This window comes from Blautia sp. HCP3S3_C12, assembly GCF_052064155.1.
GTDB lineage: Bacteria > Bacillota > Clostridia > Lachnospirales > Lachnospiraceae > Blautia_A.
The window spans coordinates 336,837-354,194 of sequence record NZ_JBQHWC010000002.1 but is presented as its reverse complement, the minus strand read 5'-3'; the positions used below and the strand labels follow the sequence as shown (position 1 = coordinate 354,194).

The 17,358-nt window shown below is 43.8% G+C and carries 14 protein-coding genes; 4 read left to right on the top strand and 10 right to left on the bottom strand.

Annotated features, from left to right (window positions below; genetic code table 11):
• Position 1: 1 nt before the first annotated feature.
• From fmt to ACTNDS_RS03765, 5 genes are read right to left on the bottom strand one after another with little or no spacing between them, the layout of a single operon-like run.
• Positions 2 to 949, bottom strand: a complete 948-nt coding sequence (gene fmt / locus ACTNDS_RS03785) for a methionyl-tRNA formyltransferase (protein ID WP_173742264.1) — start codon at positions 947 to 949, stop codon at positions 2 to 4.
• Positions 950 to 966: 17 nt separating this feature from the next.
• Positions 967 to 1,440 (bottom strand): peptide deformylase, encoded by a 474-nt coding sequence (gene def, locus ACTNDS_RS03780; protein ID WP_173742265.1) that lies wholly within the window; start codon positions 1,438 to 1,440, stop codon positions 967 to 969.
• Between the two features lie 17 nt (positions 1,441 to 1,457).
• Positions 1,458 to 3,677, bottom strand: a complete 2,220-nt coding sequence (gene priA / locus ACTNDS_RS03775) for a replication restart helicase PriA (RefSeq protein WP_441033786.1) — start codon at positions 3,675 to 3,677, stop codon at positions 1,458 to 1,460.
• A 9-nt stretch (positions 3,678 to 3,686) separates the two neighbouring features.
• Positions 3,687 to 5,144: a UDP-N-acetylmuramoyl-L-alanyl-D-glutamate--2,6-diaminopimelate ligase gene (locus tag ACTNDS_RS03770; protein ID WP_173742267.1), complete on the bottom strand. Its 1,458-nt coding sequence runs from the start codon at positions 5,142 to 5,144 to the stop codon at positions 3,687 to 3,689.
• A gap of 58 nt (positions 5,145 to 5,202) precedes the next feature.
• Positions 5,203 to 6,969 carry a DUF7507 domain-containing protein gene (locus ACTNDS_RS03765; protein ID WP_441033784.1) on the bottom strand — a complete coding sequence of 589 codons (1,767 nt, stop codon included), beginning with the start codon at positions 6,967 to 6,969 and terminating at the stop codon, positions 5,203 to 5,205.
• Positions 6,970 to 7,667: 698 nt separating this feature from the next.
• On the opposite strand from ACTNDS_RS03765, the gene arcC reads away from it, so the two are divergent.
• On the top strand, positions 7,668 to 8,600 hold the full coding sequence (gene arcC / locus ACTNDS_RS03760) for a carbamate kinase (RefSeq protein WP_433845468.1): 933 nt from the start codon (positions 7,668 to 7,670) through the stop codon (positions 8,598 to 8,600).
• Positions 8,601 to 8,919: 319 nt separating this feature from the next.
• Here arcC and nrdD read toward each other — a convergent pair whose 3' ends face one another.
• Together nrdD and ACTNDS_RS03750 are read right to left on the bottom strand one after the other, a co-directional pair.
• Entirely contained in the window at positions 8,920 to 11,055 is a 2,136-nt protein-coding gene (nrdD, locus tag ACTNDS_RS03755) for an anaerobic ribonucleoside-triphosphate reductase (RefSeq protein ID WP_303241825.1), read from the bottom strand.
• Positions 11,056 to 11,176: 121 nt separating this feature from the next.
• Complete coding sequence (locus ACTNDS_RS03750) at positions 11,177 to 11,974, bottom strand: hypothetical protein (RefSeq protein ID WP_441033782.1); 798 nt, start codon at positions 11,972 to 11,974, stop codon at positions 11,177 to 11,179.
• A gap of 170 nt (positions 11,975 to 12,144) precedes the next feature.
• Between ACTNDS_RS03750 and asnA the strand changes: the two genes are divergently transcribed.
• Positions 12,145 to 13,152, top strand: coding sequence for an aspartate--ammonia ligase (gene asnA / locus ACTNDS_RS03745; RefSeq protein WP_303241823.1), 1,008 nt, complete (start codon positions 12,145 to 12,147; stop codon positions 13,150 to 13,152).
• 140 nt (positions 13,153 to 13,292) lie between these two features.
• Entirely contained in the window at positions 13,293 to 13,727 is a 435-nt protein-coding gene (locus ACTNDS_RS03740; RefSeq protein ID WP_303241822.1) for a CBS domain-containing protein, read from the top strand.
• Positions 13,728 to 13,784: 57 nt separating this feature from the next.
• Here ACTNDS_RS03740 and ACTNDS_RS03735 read toward each other — a convergent pair whose 3' ends face one another.
• From ACTNDS_RS03735 to ACTNDS_RS03725, 3 genes are all read right to left on the bottom strand, one after another.
• Positions 13,785 to 14,525 carry an amino acid ABC transporter ATP-binding protein gene (locus tag ACTNDS_RS03735; RefSeq protein ID WP_441033779.1) on the bottom strand — a complete coding sequence of 247 codons (741 nt, stop codon included), beginning with the start codon at positions 14,523 to 14,525 and terminating at the stop codon, positions 13,785 to 13,787.
• The gene (locus ACTNDS_RS03730) at positions 14,515 to 15,222 is read right to left on the bottom strand and encodes an amino acid ABC transporter permease (protein ID WP_243873937.1); all 708 of its coding nucleotides are present in this window, start codon (positions 15,220 to 15,222) and stop codon (positions 14,515 to 14,517) included. The genes ACTNDS_RS03735 and ACTNDS_RS03730 overlap by 11 nt, the downstream gene beginning before the upstream one ends.
• 66 nt (positions 15,223 to 15,288) lie before the next feature.
• Positions 15,289 to 16,077, bottom strand: coding sequence for a transporter substrate-binding domain-containing protein (locus ACTNDS_RS03725; RefSeq protein ID WP_243873938.1), 789 nt, complete (start codon positions 16,075 to 16,077; stop codon positions 15,289 to 15,291).
• A 401-nt stretch (positions 16,078 to 16,478) separates the two neighbouring features.
• Between ACTNDS_RS03725 and dapF the strand changes: the two genes are divergently transcribed.
• A complete protein-coding gene (gene dapF, locus ACTNDS_RS03720; RefSeq protein ID WP_441033776.1) occupies positions 16,479 to 17,330 on the top strand; it encodes a diaminopimelate epimerase in 852 nt (283 codons plus the stop codon).
• Positions 17,331 to 17,358 lie beyond the last annotated feature (28 nt).

Here is a 17,358-nt window from a genome sequence, read left to right as displayed (position 1 = left end):
ATCACTCCTTATGATCTGTAAATCTGCTTCCTGCTTCTATATGGTATCCCCGCAGAAAAGCTTCTGCATCCATCCGTTTTTTACCTTCCAGCTGTACCTCTGTCAGAATCAGTGTTCCATCCTTGCAGGCAACATGAATTCCTTCTTTATCTGTAAGAATAACTGTTCCGGGTGTCTCACCGGAGCATTTTTCATCTGCCCGGCATTTCCATACCTTAAGAGTCTTTCCATTTACAAAGGTATAAGCACTTGGCCATGGATTCAGTCCACGTACCAGTCTTTCCAGTTCCACAGCAGACTTATGAAAGTCCATAAGCCCCATCTTTTTGTTGATCATTGCCGCATAAGGAGTCGGACTCTCCTCCGGCTGCTTTTCCCATACTGCAGTTCCCTGTTCAATAGACGGCAGCGTTTTGATCAGAAGTTCTGCACCGGCCTGGGCAAGCTTTGCAAAAAGACTTCCTCCGGTTTCCTCCTTTTCCAGAGGGATCACAATCTTTGAGATCATATCTCCGGTATCCAGCCCCTCTCCCATCTGCATGATGGTAACACCGGATTCTTTTTCTCCATCGATCACAGCCTGCTGGATGGGGGCAGCTCCTCTGTATTTCGGTAAAAGTGATGCATGAATATTAATGCAGCCATATTTCGGCAATTCCAGCACATCCCTGGGAATGATCTGTCCAAAGGCTGCCACAACAATCACATCCGGAGCAATTTCACGGAGTGTGTCCAGAAATTCCCTGTTATTTTTGACACGCTGGGGCTGATAAACAGGAATTTCATGCAAAAGAGCCTCTTCCTTTACAGGTGTAGGAAGTAAGGATTTCCCTCTTCCTTTTGGTTTATCCGGCTGAGTAACCACTGCTGCCACATCATATCCGGCTTCCACCAGTGCCTTTAAGGACGGCACAGCAAAATCAGGTGTTCCCATAAAAACTATTTTCATATTCTAATCTTATCCTCTCAGTCTTCTTCATCGTAGCTGACCCGGTGAAGCTCTCCCTCCACCAGCTCTGTATACATATGTCCATCCAGATGATCCAGCTCATGGCAAAAAGCACGGGCCAGAAGTCCCTCTCCTTCATATACCACTTCTTCCATATCCTCATTCAAAGCTTTCACCTTTACATGGTCAGGGCGGGTTACCTGTCCTGACATCCCCGGAACACTAAGGCAGCCTTCATCTCCGGTCTGCTCTCCGGACTTCTCAATAATCTCCGGATTGATTAAAATAATCGGTCCGTCACCTACATCAATTACCACAATACGCTTCAGGATACCCACCTGCGGTGCAGCCAGTCCAACACCCATTGCCTCATACATGGTATCCAGCATATCTGTGATCAGGTCCTGGATACGCGGTGTCATTTTATCTACCGGTCTGCTGATTTTTGTAAGTACAGGATCCCCCTCTACTCTGATTGTTCTAAGTGCCATTTTCTAATCTCCTTTTCTCAACTGAAATCAAACTGTATATATATTTTCCGGAAACCGGAATTTATTTCAATGTATTTTTCCATCTGATCCTTGATCCGGACCAGTGTTTTATATTCTTTATGCTTTAAATAAATAACCTGCCTGTAAATATCCTTCACCTTACCTATGGCTGCATAAGCAGGACCTATTACATGCAGATCTTTTTCCCTGTAGATCCTGTGGATATACAGTTCCAGATAATGCATAGCCTGAGTCAGTACTTCCTCATTCTCCCCTGATCCAAGAATTGCCAGCATGTGAGATGCAGGCGGATAATCCAACAGCATACGGTAGCTCATCTCTTCCTCATAAAAGGTCTGATAGTCCTGGGCAGCCGATGCCTGAATACTGTAATGCTCAGGGTGATAGGTCTGAATCACTGCCTCACCTGCTTTCATTCCTCTTCCGCAGCGTCCCACTGCCTGACACAGCAGTTGAAAAGTACGCTCTCCGCAGCGGTAATCCTCTGCATTGAGGGAAAGGTCTGCAGCAATCACTCCTACCAGTGTTACATCCGGAAAATCATGCCCTTTCACGATCATCTGGGTTCCCACCAGTACATCTGCTTCATGAGAAGCAAAGGCTGCCAGAATCTGTTCATAGCTTCCTTTATTTCTGGTAGTATCAAAATCCATGCGCAAGGTTCTGACTCCAGGAAAAGTATCCCTTACAACCTTCTCAATCTGCTGGGTGCCGGCCTTAAAGCCACCAATATAAGGAGAGCCACACTGAGGACATACCTGCGGCTTTCTGGTCTCATATCCACAGTAATGGCACAGCAGTCTGCCATTATTATGCTCTGACAGTGATACATCACAGTGTGGACATTTCACCACAAAACCACAGGAACGGCAGGATACAAAGCCTGCATAGCCTCTGCGGTTCAAAAACAGCATGATCTGTTCTTTTTTCTCCAGCCGTTCTTTCATTTTCTCCTGCAGGGATCTGCTCAAAACCGAGCGGTTTCCCCCTCTCAACTCTTCCCTGAGGTCAATAACTGATACCTGCGGCATTGGTCTGTCCCCATATCTGGCAGTCAGTTTCACCAGACCATATTCACCGCTCTGTGCTCTGCTGTATGCTTCCAGAGAAGGAGTGGCTGATCCCAGAACAACTCTGGCATGTTCAATCCCTGCTCTGGCAATGGCGGTCTCCCTTGCGTGGTATCTGGGAGAACTTTCACTTTTATAGCTTGGCTCATGTTCCTCATCTATTATGATCAGCCCCAGATCCGGAAAGGGGGTAAACAATGCAGAACGGGGACCCACCATTACCTGGACTCCCCCTCCCCTTGCACGCTTAAACTGATCATAGCGTTCTCCCTGGGACTGTCTGGAATTAATGACAGAAACCTTCTCTCCAAACCTGGCATAGAACCGCCTCACAGTCTGATAAGTCAATGCAATCTCAGGGATCAGCACAACAGCCTGCTGGCCCTTTGCAAGTATTTCCTCGATCAGCCGCATATATACCTGGGTCTTACCGCTTCCGGTCACTCCCTGAAGCAGTACCGGCCGTGGCTCAGGCCTTTCCCATTCCTGCAGTATTTTCTCTGCTGCCTGCTCCTGCTCCCGGTTCAGAGTCAGAGCCGGTTCTCTGGGAATGTCCTTTCCATCTATAGAATTACGAAAAATTTCATCATACTCTATACGCAAGACTCCCTGCTCTTTCATTTTTCCCACAACAGCAGAAGTAGCTCCAAGCTCTTTTGCTGCCAGAGTATACTCCAGCCGTTTTTTGTCCAGAAGCTCCCTCAGGAGCCTTGTTCTCGCTTTAAACCTGGTTTTTTCCAATCCTTCCAGAATTTTTCTTCCCTCTTCCTCTGAAACGTTCAGACAGAGATATCTCTTCTCCTTTGCCCGTATCTTCTCCTGTATGGGAAGAACCGTCTTCAATGCCTGGATCATGGTAGAACCATAATTTTCCCTCATCCAGGCCGCCAGAATGATCAGTCTGGATTCTGTTGTCTCCTGTCCGCTGCTGCACTGAGAAATCGCCTTTATCCTGTCAGGATCTACCTTTGGCTTATCCGTCAGGCCTATCACATATCCCTTACGGATCTTATTTCCGTTTCCAAAAGGGATGGATACCACCATCCCTACCTTTATTTCCTGCTCCAGTTCTTCCGGCACCCTGTACTGAAAGGTTTTATCCAGCTTTTCACTGGAAATATCTATTATTATATCAGCATAAATCATAATTAGTCATTATTTGCCTGCAAGGATATCAGCAATCAGTACTCTCTCATCCATTGGATATTTCTTGCCTTTGATCTCCTGATAATCCTCATGTCCCTTACCGGCCAGAACAATAATATCTCCCGGTTCTCCGTGGTGGATCGCATAGGCGATCGCTTCCTTACGGTCTATGATCTCCACATATTTACCGTTAGTCCTGGCCATTCCTGTTTTTATATCATCAATAATAGCCTGGGGCTCCTCATCCCTTGGGTTATCCGAGGTAATGATCGTCAAATCTGCCAGCTTTCCTGCCACCTCTCCCATTTCATAACGGCGAAGCCTGGAGCGGTTTCCTCCACATCCGAACAGGCATACCAGTCTGTGTGGATGATATTCCCGCAGTGTGGTCAGAAGGCTTTCCAGTGCCATTGCATTATGTGCGTAATCGATCATCAGTGTAAAGTCCTCAGACACCTTCACCATTTCAATACGTCCCTTTACCCTTGCCACTTTCAGAGCCTTCAGGATATTCTCCTCTGATACTTTAAAATGGCGGCAGATGGCAATGGCAGTTAAAGAATTATAGATGCTGAATTTACCCGGAATATCGATTTCTACCGGAAAGTCAAGCAGTCCTCTCAAATGATAGGAAATTCCCAGATATCCCTTACCTCCCACCAGCTTTGCATCCTCAGCCCGAAGATCTGCCTCCGGTGAAAATCCATAAGTCTCAAGCTCACAGGTATGTCCCTGTATGATTTTCTCAAAATGCTCATCATCTCTGTTTACAATCCCTGTTTTGCACTGTTTCAGCAGCAGCGATTTACATCTGAGATAATCATCGAAATCCTTATGCTCGTTTGGCCCGATATGATCCGGCTCAATATTGGTAAAAATACCAAAATCAAAGACAAAGCCCTGTGTTCTGTGAAGCATAAGTCCCTGGGAAGAAACCTCCATTACCACACAGTCACAGCCTGCTTCAACCATATCATGGAAATATTTCTGAACCATATAAGATTCCGGTGTGGTATTGCTTGCAGGAATCACCTTATCACCGATGATGGCCTCAATAGTTCCGATGAGTCCCACCTTATATCCGGCATTTTCAAGAATGGATTTTACCATATAGGTAGTTGTGGTTTTTCCCTTTGTTCCTGTAATACCGATCGTTTTCAATTTTTCTGCCGGATATCCGAAATATGCGGCAGAAATAAATGCCATGGCATAGCGGCTGTCCTCCACAAGAATAACAGTCACATCTGCAGGAGCCTCAACTTTCTCCTCCACTACCAGAACTTTCGCACCTTTTGCGATCACATCCGGCACAAATTTATGTCCGTCCACAACCGCCCCGCGGATGCAGATAAAAAGAGAACCCTCTTCTACCTTTCGGGAATCATATACAACGTTTTTAACTTCCTGGTCTGTGCTTCCCTGAATACAGGTATACTCCAGACGCTCTAATAAGGATATTAACTTCATTGATGTCCTCCATATTTTTATATACTCTATATTAGAATAGCACACCTCCATTCTCGTTTCAACGTTGTTTTTTGGCAGCTGCCGCTCCTACAATAACTGCGCACACACATAAGGCAAGAAAAAATGTTCCTTTTGTATCATCTCCTGTGCTGGGCTTGGAGGCTGTCTCATAGGCGCTCCCTGATTTCGAACCTGACCCATAGGACTGATAAGAAGAATAGGTCTGTGTGATCTGTGGTGTTACCGTCACCTCCGCAGACTTCACAGTCACCTCTGACCGAGATTTCATATTCGTTGTCCCGGTCTCATCAGAAATAACAGTTACCTCATTTACCAGCTCCTGACTCTCAAAATATTGAGGAATCGTTACAACCGCATAAAGCCCCAAAGCCTCTCCCGGTGCAATGCTGGAAATCAGCGCCTGTGTTCTTGTACTGTTTAAGGTTACTCCCTCCTTTGGCATAAACTGAGCCTGAATATTTGCATTTAGAAATCTCTCTGTGCTCAGAACAGAATGAAGTGTTTTTTCTCCTGTATTACGGATACATATCTGATAGGTAATCGTATCGCCCGGAAAGGCTTCCGTTCTGTCCGCTGTTTTTTCCACTTCAAAAGAGGCCTTCAGTCCTTCTACTTTAATCTGGCATGAAGCCTGACAGCCAATCAGTTCTTCTCGTCCCGGATGTTTTGTTTTTACAGTTACCGTGTGAAACAAATCTCCCTCCTTATTTTCATCCGGCAGAAGCGTCATCCGAAGTCTTCTGCTCTCTCCTGGGTTTAATGCAGCCAGAACTGCTTCTTTGCCATCTACATAAAAATCTAATTCAGACTCCCACACTGCCCGGATATCTTCCATGGAAAAACTGCTTGAAAACTGAATGTCTGTTAAAGGAAGCTGGCCTGTATTGGTCACATCCAGAATATAATTTACCGGCTGTCCGGCTTTTGTTTTCTCCACATCTGCCCTAAGAACTGCTTCGATTCCTGTTTTTGCCGCGTTTACCAACAACTCAGGGGAAGGATTGGAAACCAGGGTCTGAAGTTCTTCTCCTTTTTTTTCCTGTAAAAATGTACCCAAGCCCGTCTGGTCCTTTTGTAAGGGTTCATCCTGTACCACCGGATAAGTTCTTTTCTCCCAGGAAAGCTGATATTCCGGACGCAGTGTTACCGGAACAGTCAGTGCATAATAGTCCTCTGTGATTTTTTCCATCTGCAGATGTTCCGTAAGGCGAAGTATTTCCGTATCTTCTCCCTTCTGGTTCTTTATGGAAACAGTTTCTGCTGTAATTTCTTCCGGAAGAGAAGCTGTATCCAGAAAGAAATATTCAGATATGTATGTAGTCAGAATATATTCCTTCTTTTCTTCCGGCATTGCGGGATTTTCAGTTTCGTTCACAGGATTGTCAACTTTACCAGAAACCTCTTCTGTCTTTGCGTCTTCGCCAGTCTCCACACTTTCTCTGACTTCTGTCTCCTCTGCAGCTTCAGCTTTCTCCGCTGCTCCACCTTCCCCAAAGTCTTCTTCCGCCTTCTCCCCCGCATCTTCTGTAAAGCTTTCTGTCTCCATTTCCGCCTGGATTTTCTCCTGTTCCTGATCCACTTTACTGACATCTTTCAGAGTATTCAGTCCGCTAAGCCGCAGGGTCAGCTCTGCCTTATAGTTTTCCTCATCTGTCCATTTTGCGCTTTGTTCTATATTCAGAACCGGCGCCACCAGTTCTGCCCCTGATACCTGCATTTCCTGAAATGGTACACAGATGCCTGAAAGAATAGCTGCCATGGCAAGTACTGCTGCTTTCGTCTGATTCCATATTCTATTTTTCATATTATCGTCTCCTAATAATTTATTTCATGAAAATTTCGCAATCTGCGATCTTTTACTGTCGTTTCTCATGCCGCATTCCTACTGCCGGCTCTTTTTCATCTCAGCCTACAGGTCTGCATCTTATCCAGGAGTACAGAACAATCATACAGACATAAGCATCCCCCCTCCTTGCCAGACAGATCATCAATCTCCGTCTTCCATTTAATGATGTTTTGTGAAATAATGCACCGAAACAGTGCCTGAAAATCATCTCTGCAGAATGCAGAAACAGATGAGGGTTACCTCAGATCCGGTAACTCTGTCTTTACTTTAGCATGTCCCTTTTCGGAAAGCAAGCAATTGGAGTAAATATATACTTACTTTAATTTTTGTTTATAATTCTTTTATATTTTTTCTGTTTCTTTCAGATTATTGACATACTTTGCACATATTTTTCTCCTATAATAGGTTTTGGATAGATGAAAACCACTCTCTATCTCCCCCCTCAAAAAATGGACAGCTCCTGCAGCAATGCGGGAGCTGTTTATTTTATTATTATTTTATTATTATTTTTATTCGTTTTTAATTGCCGTTCGGAGAAGAATCTATTGCATTTCCCCGGACAGTCTTTTATAATATAGTGTATCATTATGATTATCTCGGGAGGCTTGAACCACAGCCACCTGTGTACAACAAAATAAAGAAACGAGGTATTTCCCATGAGCGAAAAAATCACAGTAGTTGCATTGGGCCACAGAGCATTAGGTACAACTCTGCCAGAGCAGAAAATTGCCACAAAAAAAGCTGCCAAAGCTATTGCAGACCTTGTAGAAGCAGGAAACCGTGTAGTAATTTCACACAGTAACGGACCACAGGTCGGAATGATCCATACTGCTATGAACGAATTCGGTAAGGCACATCCAGATTATACATTTGCACCTATGTCCGTATGTTCTGCCATGAGCCAGGGTTACATCGGTTATGACCTTCAGACTGCCATCCGTGCAGAGCTGCTTTCCAGAGGTATTTACAAACCGGTTGCCACTGTATTGACTCAGGTTGTGATCGATCCTTATGATGACGCTTTCGCAGAGCCAGAGAAGATCATCGGCCGTGTACTGACCAAGGAAGAAGCAGAAGCAGAGGAACATAAGGGTAATTTTGTCACAGAACTTGCAGACGGTACCTACAAAAGAATCCTTGCTGCACCAAAGCCGCAGAAAATCGTAGAACTTGAAACGATCCGCACACTTGTAGATGCCGGAGAGATCGTCATTGCAGCCGGCGGCGGCGGTATCCCTGTTATGGAGCAGGGTGTTTCCTTAAACGGTGCCAGTGCTATTATCGAGAAAGACCTGACAAGCGGACTTCTGGCTCAGGAGTTAAATGCAGATACTCTGCTGATCCTGACCAGTGTAGAGAAGGTAAGCCTAAATCTTGACATGGATAATGAAGAATTCCTAGGTGAAATCTCTGTAGCAGATGCCAAGAAATATATGGATGAGAATCAGTTTGCACCGGGATCTATGCTGCCGAAGTTTGAAGCGGGCGTCAACTTTGTTGAAAAAGGAGACGGACGCCGGACTATTATTACGGATATTGCCCATGCGAAGGATGGGGTTTATGAGAAGACGGGGACTATAATTAAATGATGTTTTGCAAAGGGGACGCATAGCGGCGTCCCCTCTGCACACCCCTCGCGCTGGTGTCTGACGGGAGGGGTGTTGTTGTTTTTAGGTATGGAAGGAGCTCCGGGTTGAGATATGAGGGAGCTTTTGTTAACTTTACTTTGTTGGTGAGACGGACGGGGAGGCGGCGGAGCCTGCCCCTGGTATTGAGATAATTTTGAGAAGGTTGGGAAGGTAATACTCATATTTAGAGATGTATCATAAAAAGAGATTGTCTGAAAATAAGAAGGCTTATAAAAAGAAGGATGTAATTCATTTCGAATTACATCTTTCTTTTTATAGATTACATGGATTTTCGTTCGGCGATTTCGGCCATTTTGGCTTCGTTGAGGCGGGTGTCACCGTGGACGCGGCTGTAGGAGAGATAGCCGTTCATGCGGTCGATTTTGGTCAGGTTTTTGGAACCGCATACGGGGCAGACATCCATTTCAAGTTCTTCGTGTCCGCAGTCATCGCAATAGGCCAGGGAGAGATTGACTCCTTCGTAATAGCCCAGGGCCATGGCGCGGCGGATGAGGGTTCGGACAGCCTCTTTATTGTAATCGATGGGATAACGGACGTACTGGATCTTACCTCCGTTGCACAGTTCCCAGAAGCGGCCCTCCAGATCCTGTTTTTCAATCGGGGTAACTTCTTCGGTTACATGGCAGTGGAAGCTGTTGCTGACATAAGGACGATCAGAAACACCTTCAATAATTCCATACATTTTACGGAACTGTTCTACCTGAAGTCCGCAGAGGCTCTCTGCAGGAGTTCCATAGATTGCATAGAGATATCCATCCTCTTCCTTAAATTTATTTACTTTTTCGTTGATATATTTCAGAACTTCCAGTGCAAACTGGCCATCCTCTGCAATGGATTTTCCATTATAAAGTTCCTGCAGCTCATTAAGAGCTGTGATTCCAAAGGATGCCGTCATAGGTTTGAGGATTTTACCAATCTTTTCATTTGGTTTCAGACGGCCGCCGTAGAAACCGCCCTCACAGTAAGCAAGAGGATTGGTAGAGGCACGCATCTGTCCCAGATATTCGTAGGTACGGATATGAAGGCTCCGGATCATTTCCAGATAGAAATCCAGCACTTCATAGAAATCTCTGCTCTCTGCTCTGGCTTTGGCCAGGATCATAGGCAGATGAAGGCTTACTGCTCCAACATTAAATCTTCCTACAAATACAGGCACATCCTTATCATCAGCAGGATACATACCGCCTCTTTCGTACCATGGGCTCAGGAAAGCACGGCAACCCATAGGGCTGATCACCTTTCCGTACCGTTTGTACATACTGGCAATATATCCCTTGCCTGACATGGAAAGCCAATCCGGATACATTGTTTTTGAAGAGCAGTCTACCCCCGCCTCAAAAACATCCTCGCAGCTTTTTCCTTTTCCATGGATCTTTTCATCATAAAGAAATACGATTTTCGGGAAAAGTACAGGCTTCTTGTGTCCTTCCTTACCCTGTCCGCCTTTGTGTACTGCCAGAAGTGACATACTGCACATTTTCTCAAACTGTCCGGTTCCCAGTCCCAGTGTGACAGTAACAAAGGGATAATCTCCTCTGGAGGATCCTACTGTATTCAGCTTATACTCAATCCCTTGCCAGCCCTGGTCATAATCTCTGCGGACTTTATCCAGTGCGCGCTCAATGGCCTTTTCTTCTCTTCCTGCCCAGCTCGGATCAGAATACTGCATAAACTCCTCAATATATCTGTCATAGCTTTTCTTTGCATAAGGTGCCAGAATCTTATCCACTTCCGGGACTGTAAATCCGCCATACTGCTGTGCGGCTGTACTCAGAATAATATCCCCCATAACATCAAATGCTGTATCCAGAGTTTTGGGTTCATTGTACCATACATTTCCCATCTCAAAGCCGTCCTTTAGCACAGCTGCAACATCAAAAAGACAACAATTCATAGTATCCAGACGGGCGGACTGATCATGAATATAAATATAACCATCCTTACATGCCTGAAGCTCATTACGGTTCATAAAAAATTTACGGTAAAGCTCTTTATTCAGTTCATTAAAGATCAAGCTTCGCTTAGTGGCAACCAGAGCACTGTCTGTGTTGGCATTGCTCTTATCACCAATATAACGAATTGCCTGACTCTTGGTATATACATCATCCATCATATGGATAAAATCCAGTTTATAATTTCTGTAATCCCGGTAACTTTTGGCTACAGCTGGATTTACTCTCTCCAGGGCACCCTCTACTATGTTGTGCATCTCCTGGATCTGGATCTCATTTTTTCCCAGGGAAGCTGCATGCTCCTCGGCAAACTTGCAGATAAAATCCTGCTCTTCCTCAGAAAAAGTGTATAAAATCCTGGCTGCTGATTTATTCACAGCTGCTACGATCTTTTTGGAATTAAATTCTTCCTTTGTTCCGTCTTTCTTTATTACATAAATCATACCTTTTCACTCCAATATACAAGATATAGTATAAAATATTGGTTTGTCCCATATTTACACCTATATGTGGTGCGCTTTACAAGTATAGCACATCGCCTGTAAAAAAGAAAGGGGGAAAATTTTATTCGTCATATTGCTGAATTTCATATAATCTAAAATAATTATACTGTCCATCCAGAGAAGTAACTGTGAGCTTATCACCCTTGTGTAACTCCAGCTTCAGCTGCTGTCCTTCCTGATTAAAGTCCCAGATTTCTCCTCCAGTACCGTCTGCCGGAATAAGCTCCAGCTCTATACCCTCCCAGACAGCCTCCACAACATATTCTCCTGGTCCCATGAAGTCTTCTGTGTTGCTTTCCACAACCTCATAATAGCTATCTTCTGTGTTCAGCATATAGTAAGCATACTTATCCAGCTCAGAAGAAGACATCACCTTCTGGTCAGGCACTTCTTTTTTCTCTTTGTCATCTTTGTCAATGAGTTTTGTCTTATATATAAATTCTTCAATTTGATGAGACTTCAGTGTTTCCAACGCATCAGGGACACATTCTATAAGAGCTGCAAGAAGAGCGATCACCAGCCAGAATATGACCATCTTTTTTCCTTTTTTCTTTTCCTGAGTTCCGCTCTGTTTTCCAGAGGTATATGTTTTCGAAGCAGTTCTCCCGGCATTGTTTACTGTCTTACTTGTGTTCCCGGCATTCTTTTTCTTTGTATAATCCGCGCCGCCCTTCCGGTCAGGAAGAGGGATCTCGCTCTGATCCATTTCTCTTCTCACCTTTGCCGAAGAATGGCGGTAATGCTCAGAACGATCCTCATTAAGATGGTACATAACCGCATCGTTTCTATAAGGCATTCCACAGTATTTACAGCGTCCGTTTACGATTGGTCCGTCACATACCTGGCATCTTTTTCCCATATTCTATCCCCCACTTCACAAATCATTGTATAAATAATTGTAACATTTTACGCCAATCTTGCAAGATGAAAATTGCCAATCGCACTTTTTCCTGTTATAATAGCGTGGTGTAAAATAAATGGATATTCAATAGAATATGCAAACAAAACTATAGGAGGACTTCAATAATAATGGAACAGATTAAAATTCCTGATGGTTATCATTCAGCCTTAAACCTCCATGATACCCAGATTGCAATTAAGACTGTGAAGGATTTCTTTCAGCAGACCCTGGCTCAGAAGCTGAATCTGCTTCGTGTTTCAGCTCCGGTTTTCGTCAATCCTTCATCTGGTCTAAACGACAACTTAAATGGCGTAGAGCGCCCTGTAAGTTTTGATATTAAAGGACAGCCGGAAAATGCCGAGATCGTACACTCCCTGGCCAAATGGAAAAGATATGCCCTGAAAAAATACGGCTTTGCCCAAGGTGAGGGTCTCTATACCGACATGATCGCGATCCGTCGAGATGAAGACCTGGACAATATTCATTCTGTATATGTAGACCAGTGGGACTGGGAAAAAATCATTGGCAAAGACCAGCGCAACATGGATACCCTTATTTCCACTGTCCGCACGATTTATAGTGTTCTCAGAAAAACCGAAAAATATATGGCAGTACAGTATGATTATATCGAAGAAATCCTGCCAAGAGAAATTGCCTTTGTCAGCACTCAGGAGCTGGTAGATATGTATCCTGAACTGACTCCCAAGGAACGTGAATATCAGATTGTCAAAGAAAAGGGTGCTGTATTCCTTATGCAGGTAGGCAAAACCCTGACCAACGGTGAACGCCATGACGGACGTGCCCCGGACTATGATGACTGGGAATTAAACGGTGATATCCTTGTATATTATCCGGTTCTTGATATTGCCCTGGAGCTTTCCTCCATGGGAATCCGAGTTGACGAAGACTCTCTGGACAAACAGCTTACTATCGCAGGCTGCGATGACAGAAGAGAACTTCCTTTCCAGAAAGCAATCCTGAACAAAGAGCTTCCATATACCATCGGCGGCGGTATCGGACAGTCCCGTATCTGTATGTTCTTCCTTCGCAAGGCACATATCGGTGAAGTACACGCTTCCCTGTGGTCCCAGGACGTAATGAATGAAGCAAAGGAAAAAGGTGTTCAGCTTCTGTAATTTTGGCCAAAAATCATCGGTGTGTTCACAGTTTTTTCGAAAAATTTAATAGTTCATCTTATTGACAGAACTGCCCATGAATACTATCATAACAGCATAAGGGACATATCCCTTAATAATGTAATGGGGTAAATACAAAAGTGAATATTTTATTTTTTTTAACACCAAAAAGCGATGTAGCATACATATTTGAAAATGAAACCCTGAGACAGACACTGGAGAAAATGGAACACCGGAAGTTTTCCTGCATTCCTCTCCTCAGTCTGGATGGCAAATACAGAGGCACCATTTCTGAGGGAGATCTTCTCTGGGGAATGAAGACCCTGAATGTTCCCGATATCAAAGCAGCAGAGGGAATTTCTATTATGGCAATCCCACGGAGAGCCACTTACAAGGCTGTACACGCAGATTCCAATATGGAGGATCTGTTAGACAAAGCCATCAATCAGAACTATGTTCCGGTAACAGATGACCAGGGTTATTTTATCGGAATCATCACCCGAAAGGAAATTATCAAATATTGCTACAAAGAACTGAAGAAATATGAATCATCCAATAAGCCGGAAGCAAAATAATTCCGGCCTCAAAAAAAGATTGCGGGTCAATCAACCCGCAATCTTTTTTAATTTCTGTTATAAAACCTTTGAAAGAAAGTCTTTCAGTCTCGGATTCTTCGGATTTGCAAAAAATTCTTCCGGAGTATTCTCTTCCTGTATCTTACCCTCATCAATAAAAAGAACTCTGGTTGCCACTTCTCTTGCGAATCCCATCTCATGGGTAACTACAACCATAGTCATTCCTGACTGCGCAAGCTCCTTCATCAGCTCCAGAACCTCACCTACCATCTCAGGGTCAAGTGCGGAAGTTGGCTCATCAAAAAGCATTACATCCGGATTCATGGCAAGAGAACGTGCAATAGCAATACGCTGTTTCTGTCCGCCCGAAAGCATATCCGGATATGCTTGGGCTTTGTCCGGAAGCCCTACACGTGCCAGAAGCTCGTCTGCTTTCTTTGAAGCTTCCTCTTTTGTCATCAGCTTCAGTTCTACAGGTGCCAGCATAATATTCTCTTTTACTGTTTTATGAGGGAACAGGTTAAATTGCTGGAATACCATTCCAATCTTCTGACGGTGTCTGTTAATGTCAACCTTCGGATCTGTAATATCAGTTCCTTCAAAGAGGATCTGTCCGCCTGTCGGAACCTCCAGCAGATTCAAGGATCTCAGGAAAGTAGATTTACCGGAACCGGAAGGACCAATGACGGCTACTACTTCTCCCTGACAGATATCTGTTGTAATTCCATCAAGAACCTGATTTGTGCCAAAAGCTTTCTTCAAATCCTTTACCTGGATCAGTACATTCTTATCGCTCACTGGTTCTTAATCTCCTTTCCAGTTTATTCATGGCCCATGTAAGGATTCCAATAATCACAAGATAAATTACCGCAGCTGCCATCAATGGCCAGAACGCATTATAGGTACGGCTCTGGATCAGCATTGCGCCCTTTGTAAGATCCATCATACCGATATATCCAATGATGGAGGTCTCTTTGATCAATACGATAAATTCATTTACCAGTGCAGGAAGTACATTCTTAAATGCCTGGGGGATAATGATCAGACGCATGGTCTGAGAAAAGTTCAGTCCCAGGCTTCGTCCTGCCTCTGTCTGTCCCTGATCAATAGACATGATACCGGAACGGACGATCTCAGCTACATATGCACCGGAGTTAATACCGAAGGCAAGGCTGCCTACAATGATCTTGTTAATACTTACAGCACCAAAAATTACAAAATTCATGATCAGCAGCTGGATCATGGTTGGTGTTCCACGGATCACAGTCAGATACACTCTGCAGATTGCATTAAGAACCTTAAAGGAACCTGACTTATCATGTGCTGAACGGATAATGGCTACCAGAAAGCCGATGATCAGACCAATGATCAACGCAAACACTGTGATGATAAGAGTTGTTTTCAGACCATCCAAAAGCCAGAGATAACGGTCGTCTTTAATAAAGTTCAGATAAAAGTCTTCTTTTATACTTGCTAATATCATAGGATTATTCATAAAAACCTCTGTCCCCGAAAAGAGAGCTGTTGGCAGATTGTCAACAGCTCTGTTATATTGTTTCTATTATTTTTTTACAATGATAACCTGGCTTGCATCTGCATAGGTATCTGTAAAATCAACACTGGATTTACGGTCTTCTGTTACAGTCATACCTGCTGCACCGAAGTCTGCCTTACCGGACTGTACTGCAGGAAGAATGGCATCGAATTCCATATCTTCAATCTTCAGTTCATATCCAAGTTTATCACAGATTGCCTGTGCAATATCTGCATCAATACCAACAATATCATCACCCTCATGATATTCATATGGCTCAAACTCAGCATTGGTTGCCATTACCAGTGTTCCGTTGGAACGGTCAACATCTTCCGGAGATTCATATGGTGTCTTGCCTGCATCTTCACCGATGTAGTTATCCATAATACTGTCAATGGTTCCGTCTTTTTTCAGTTCTTCCAGAGCTCCGTTGATCTTTTCAAGAAGTTCATCATTGCCTTTCTTTAAGCAGATGGCATATTCTTCTTCCTCAAAAGGCTCATCCAGGATCTTAAGATCATCATTATTCTCTACAAACTTCTGAGCAGGCTGTGAATCAATGATCACACAGTCGATCTGGCCTGCTTTTAATGCCTGGACAGCTTCGCTGCCTTTGCTGTAACGTTCAACTGTAGAACCATCCTTCTCATAATCAGATGCATCAAGGTCACCTGTTGTACCAAGCTGAACACCAATAGTTGCTCCTGCAAGGTCATCCTTTGATTTTATTTCTTTGGCTGCATATACATTGCCAGCCATGGAAACTACCATAATCGCACTCAGTGCAAGGGCTGCAAATCTTTTCTGATCTTTCATCTTTTTTCCTCCTCGCATCCGAAAGTATACCTATTGCTGCTGTTTTTTATTTTTTCACACAGCAGCGTATAATTATGCATTTCGGCTGTATATTTTTATTTCTAATTTTATCATACTTTCTACAAAATGCAAGATAAAACTTAGATGATATTTTCATTTCAGCATATTTATGCTATCATTCCCTATATACACCATAAATATTTATATATAATACCAACAGCCGGAGCTGCTCATGGTAAATTCTGCATAACAGATATTTTTTCCATATGAGATATAATAGACCCGGAAATTTATATTTTTCACTTTTTCATAACATTTTTACTTTATAGTTACAGGTATTGAAAATTTAAAAACATATAAATATTTATTGAAAGCTACTTAAATACAAGGAGGATTTGTTGATGAAATTCACAAAAATGCAAGGCATTGGAAATGATTATGTATATGTAAACTGTTTTGAGGAAACCGTTAAAGATCCGGCGGCTGTTGCCAGATATGTCAGTGACCGTCACTTCGGTATCGGATCTGACGGACTAATCCTGATCAAGCCTTCAGATATAGCAGACTGCGAAATGGATATGTATAATCTGGACGGGTCCCAGGGTGCCATGTGCGGCAACGGTATCCGTTGTGTTGCCAAATATGTATATGACTATGGTATTGTAAAAAAAGAAAATATTTCCGTATCCACCAAAAGTGGGATCAAGTATCTGGATCTCACTGTCAGGGACGGTAAAGTTGCTCTGGTCAGAGTAAACATGGGGTCTCCGGTTCTAACTGCCAGCCAGATCCCGGTGGTATCTTCCACAGAGGAGATGATCAATGCACCTTTGAAGGTAAACGGGGAAACCTACTATATTACTGCTGTCTCCATGGGAAATCCCCACGCCATTGTATATATGGCAGATGTGGATCACCTGGATATTGGAGAAATCGGTCCCTATTTTGAAAATCACATGGCATTTCCAGACAGAGTCAATACAGAATTTGTAGAAGTGCTGGACGATCATACCTTAAAAATGCGTGTCTGGGAACGTGGCTCCGGCGAAACTCTTGCCTGCGGTACAGGTGCCTGCGCAGTGGCAGTTGCCTCTATTCTCAACGGCCATGTTGACGGAGAAAAGCCTGTCACAGTGAAACTTCTAGGCGGTGATCTGGAAATTTTCTGGGACAGACAGGAGAACCTGGTCTACATGACCGGCCCTGCTGCCACTGTTTTTGACGGAGAAATTGACATCAGCTTTCTGGAATAAATGCTGAGATCATAATTCAGACACACTC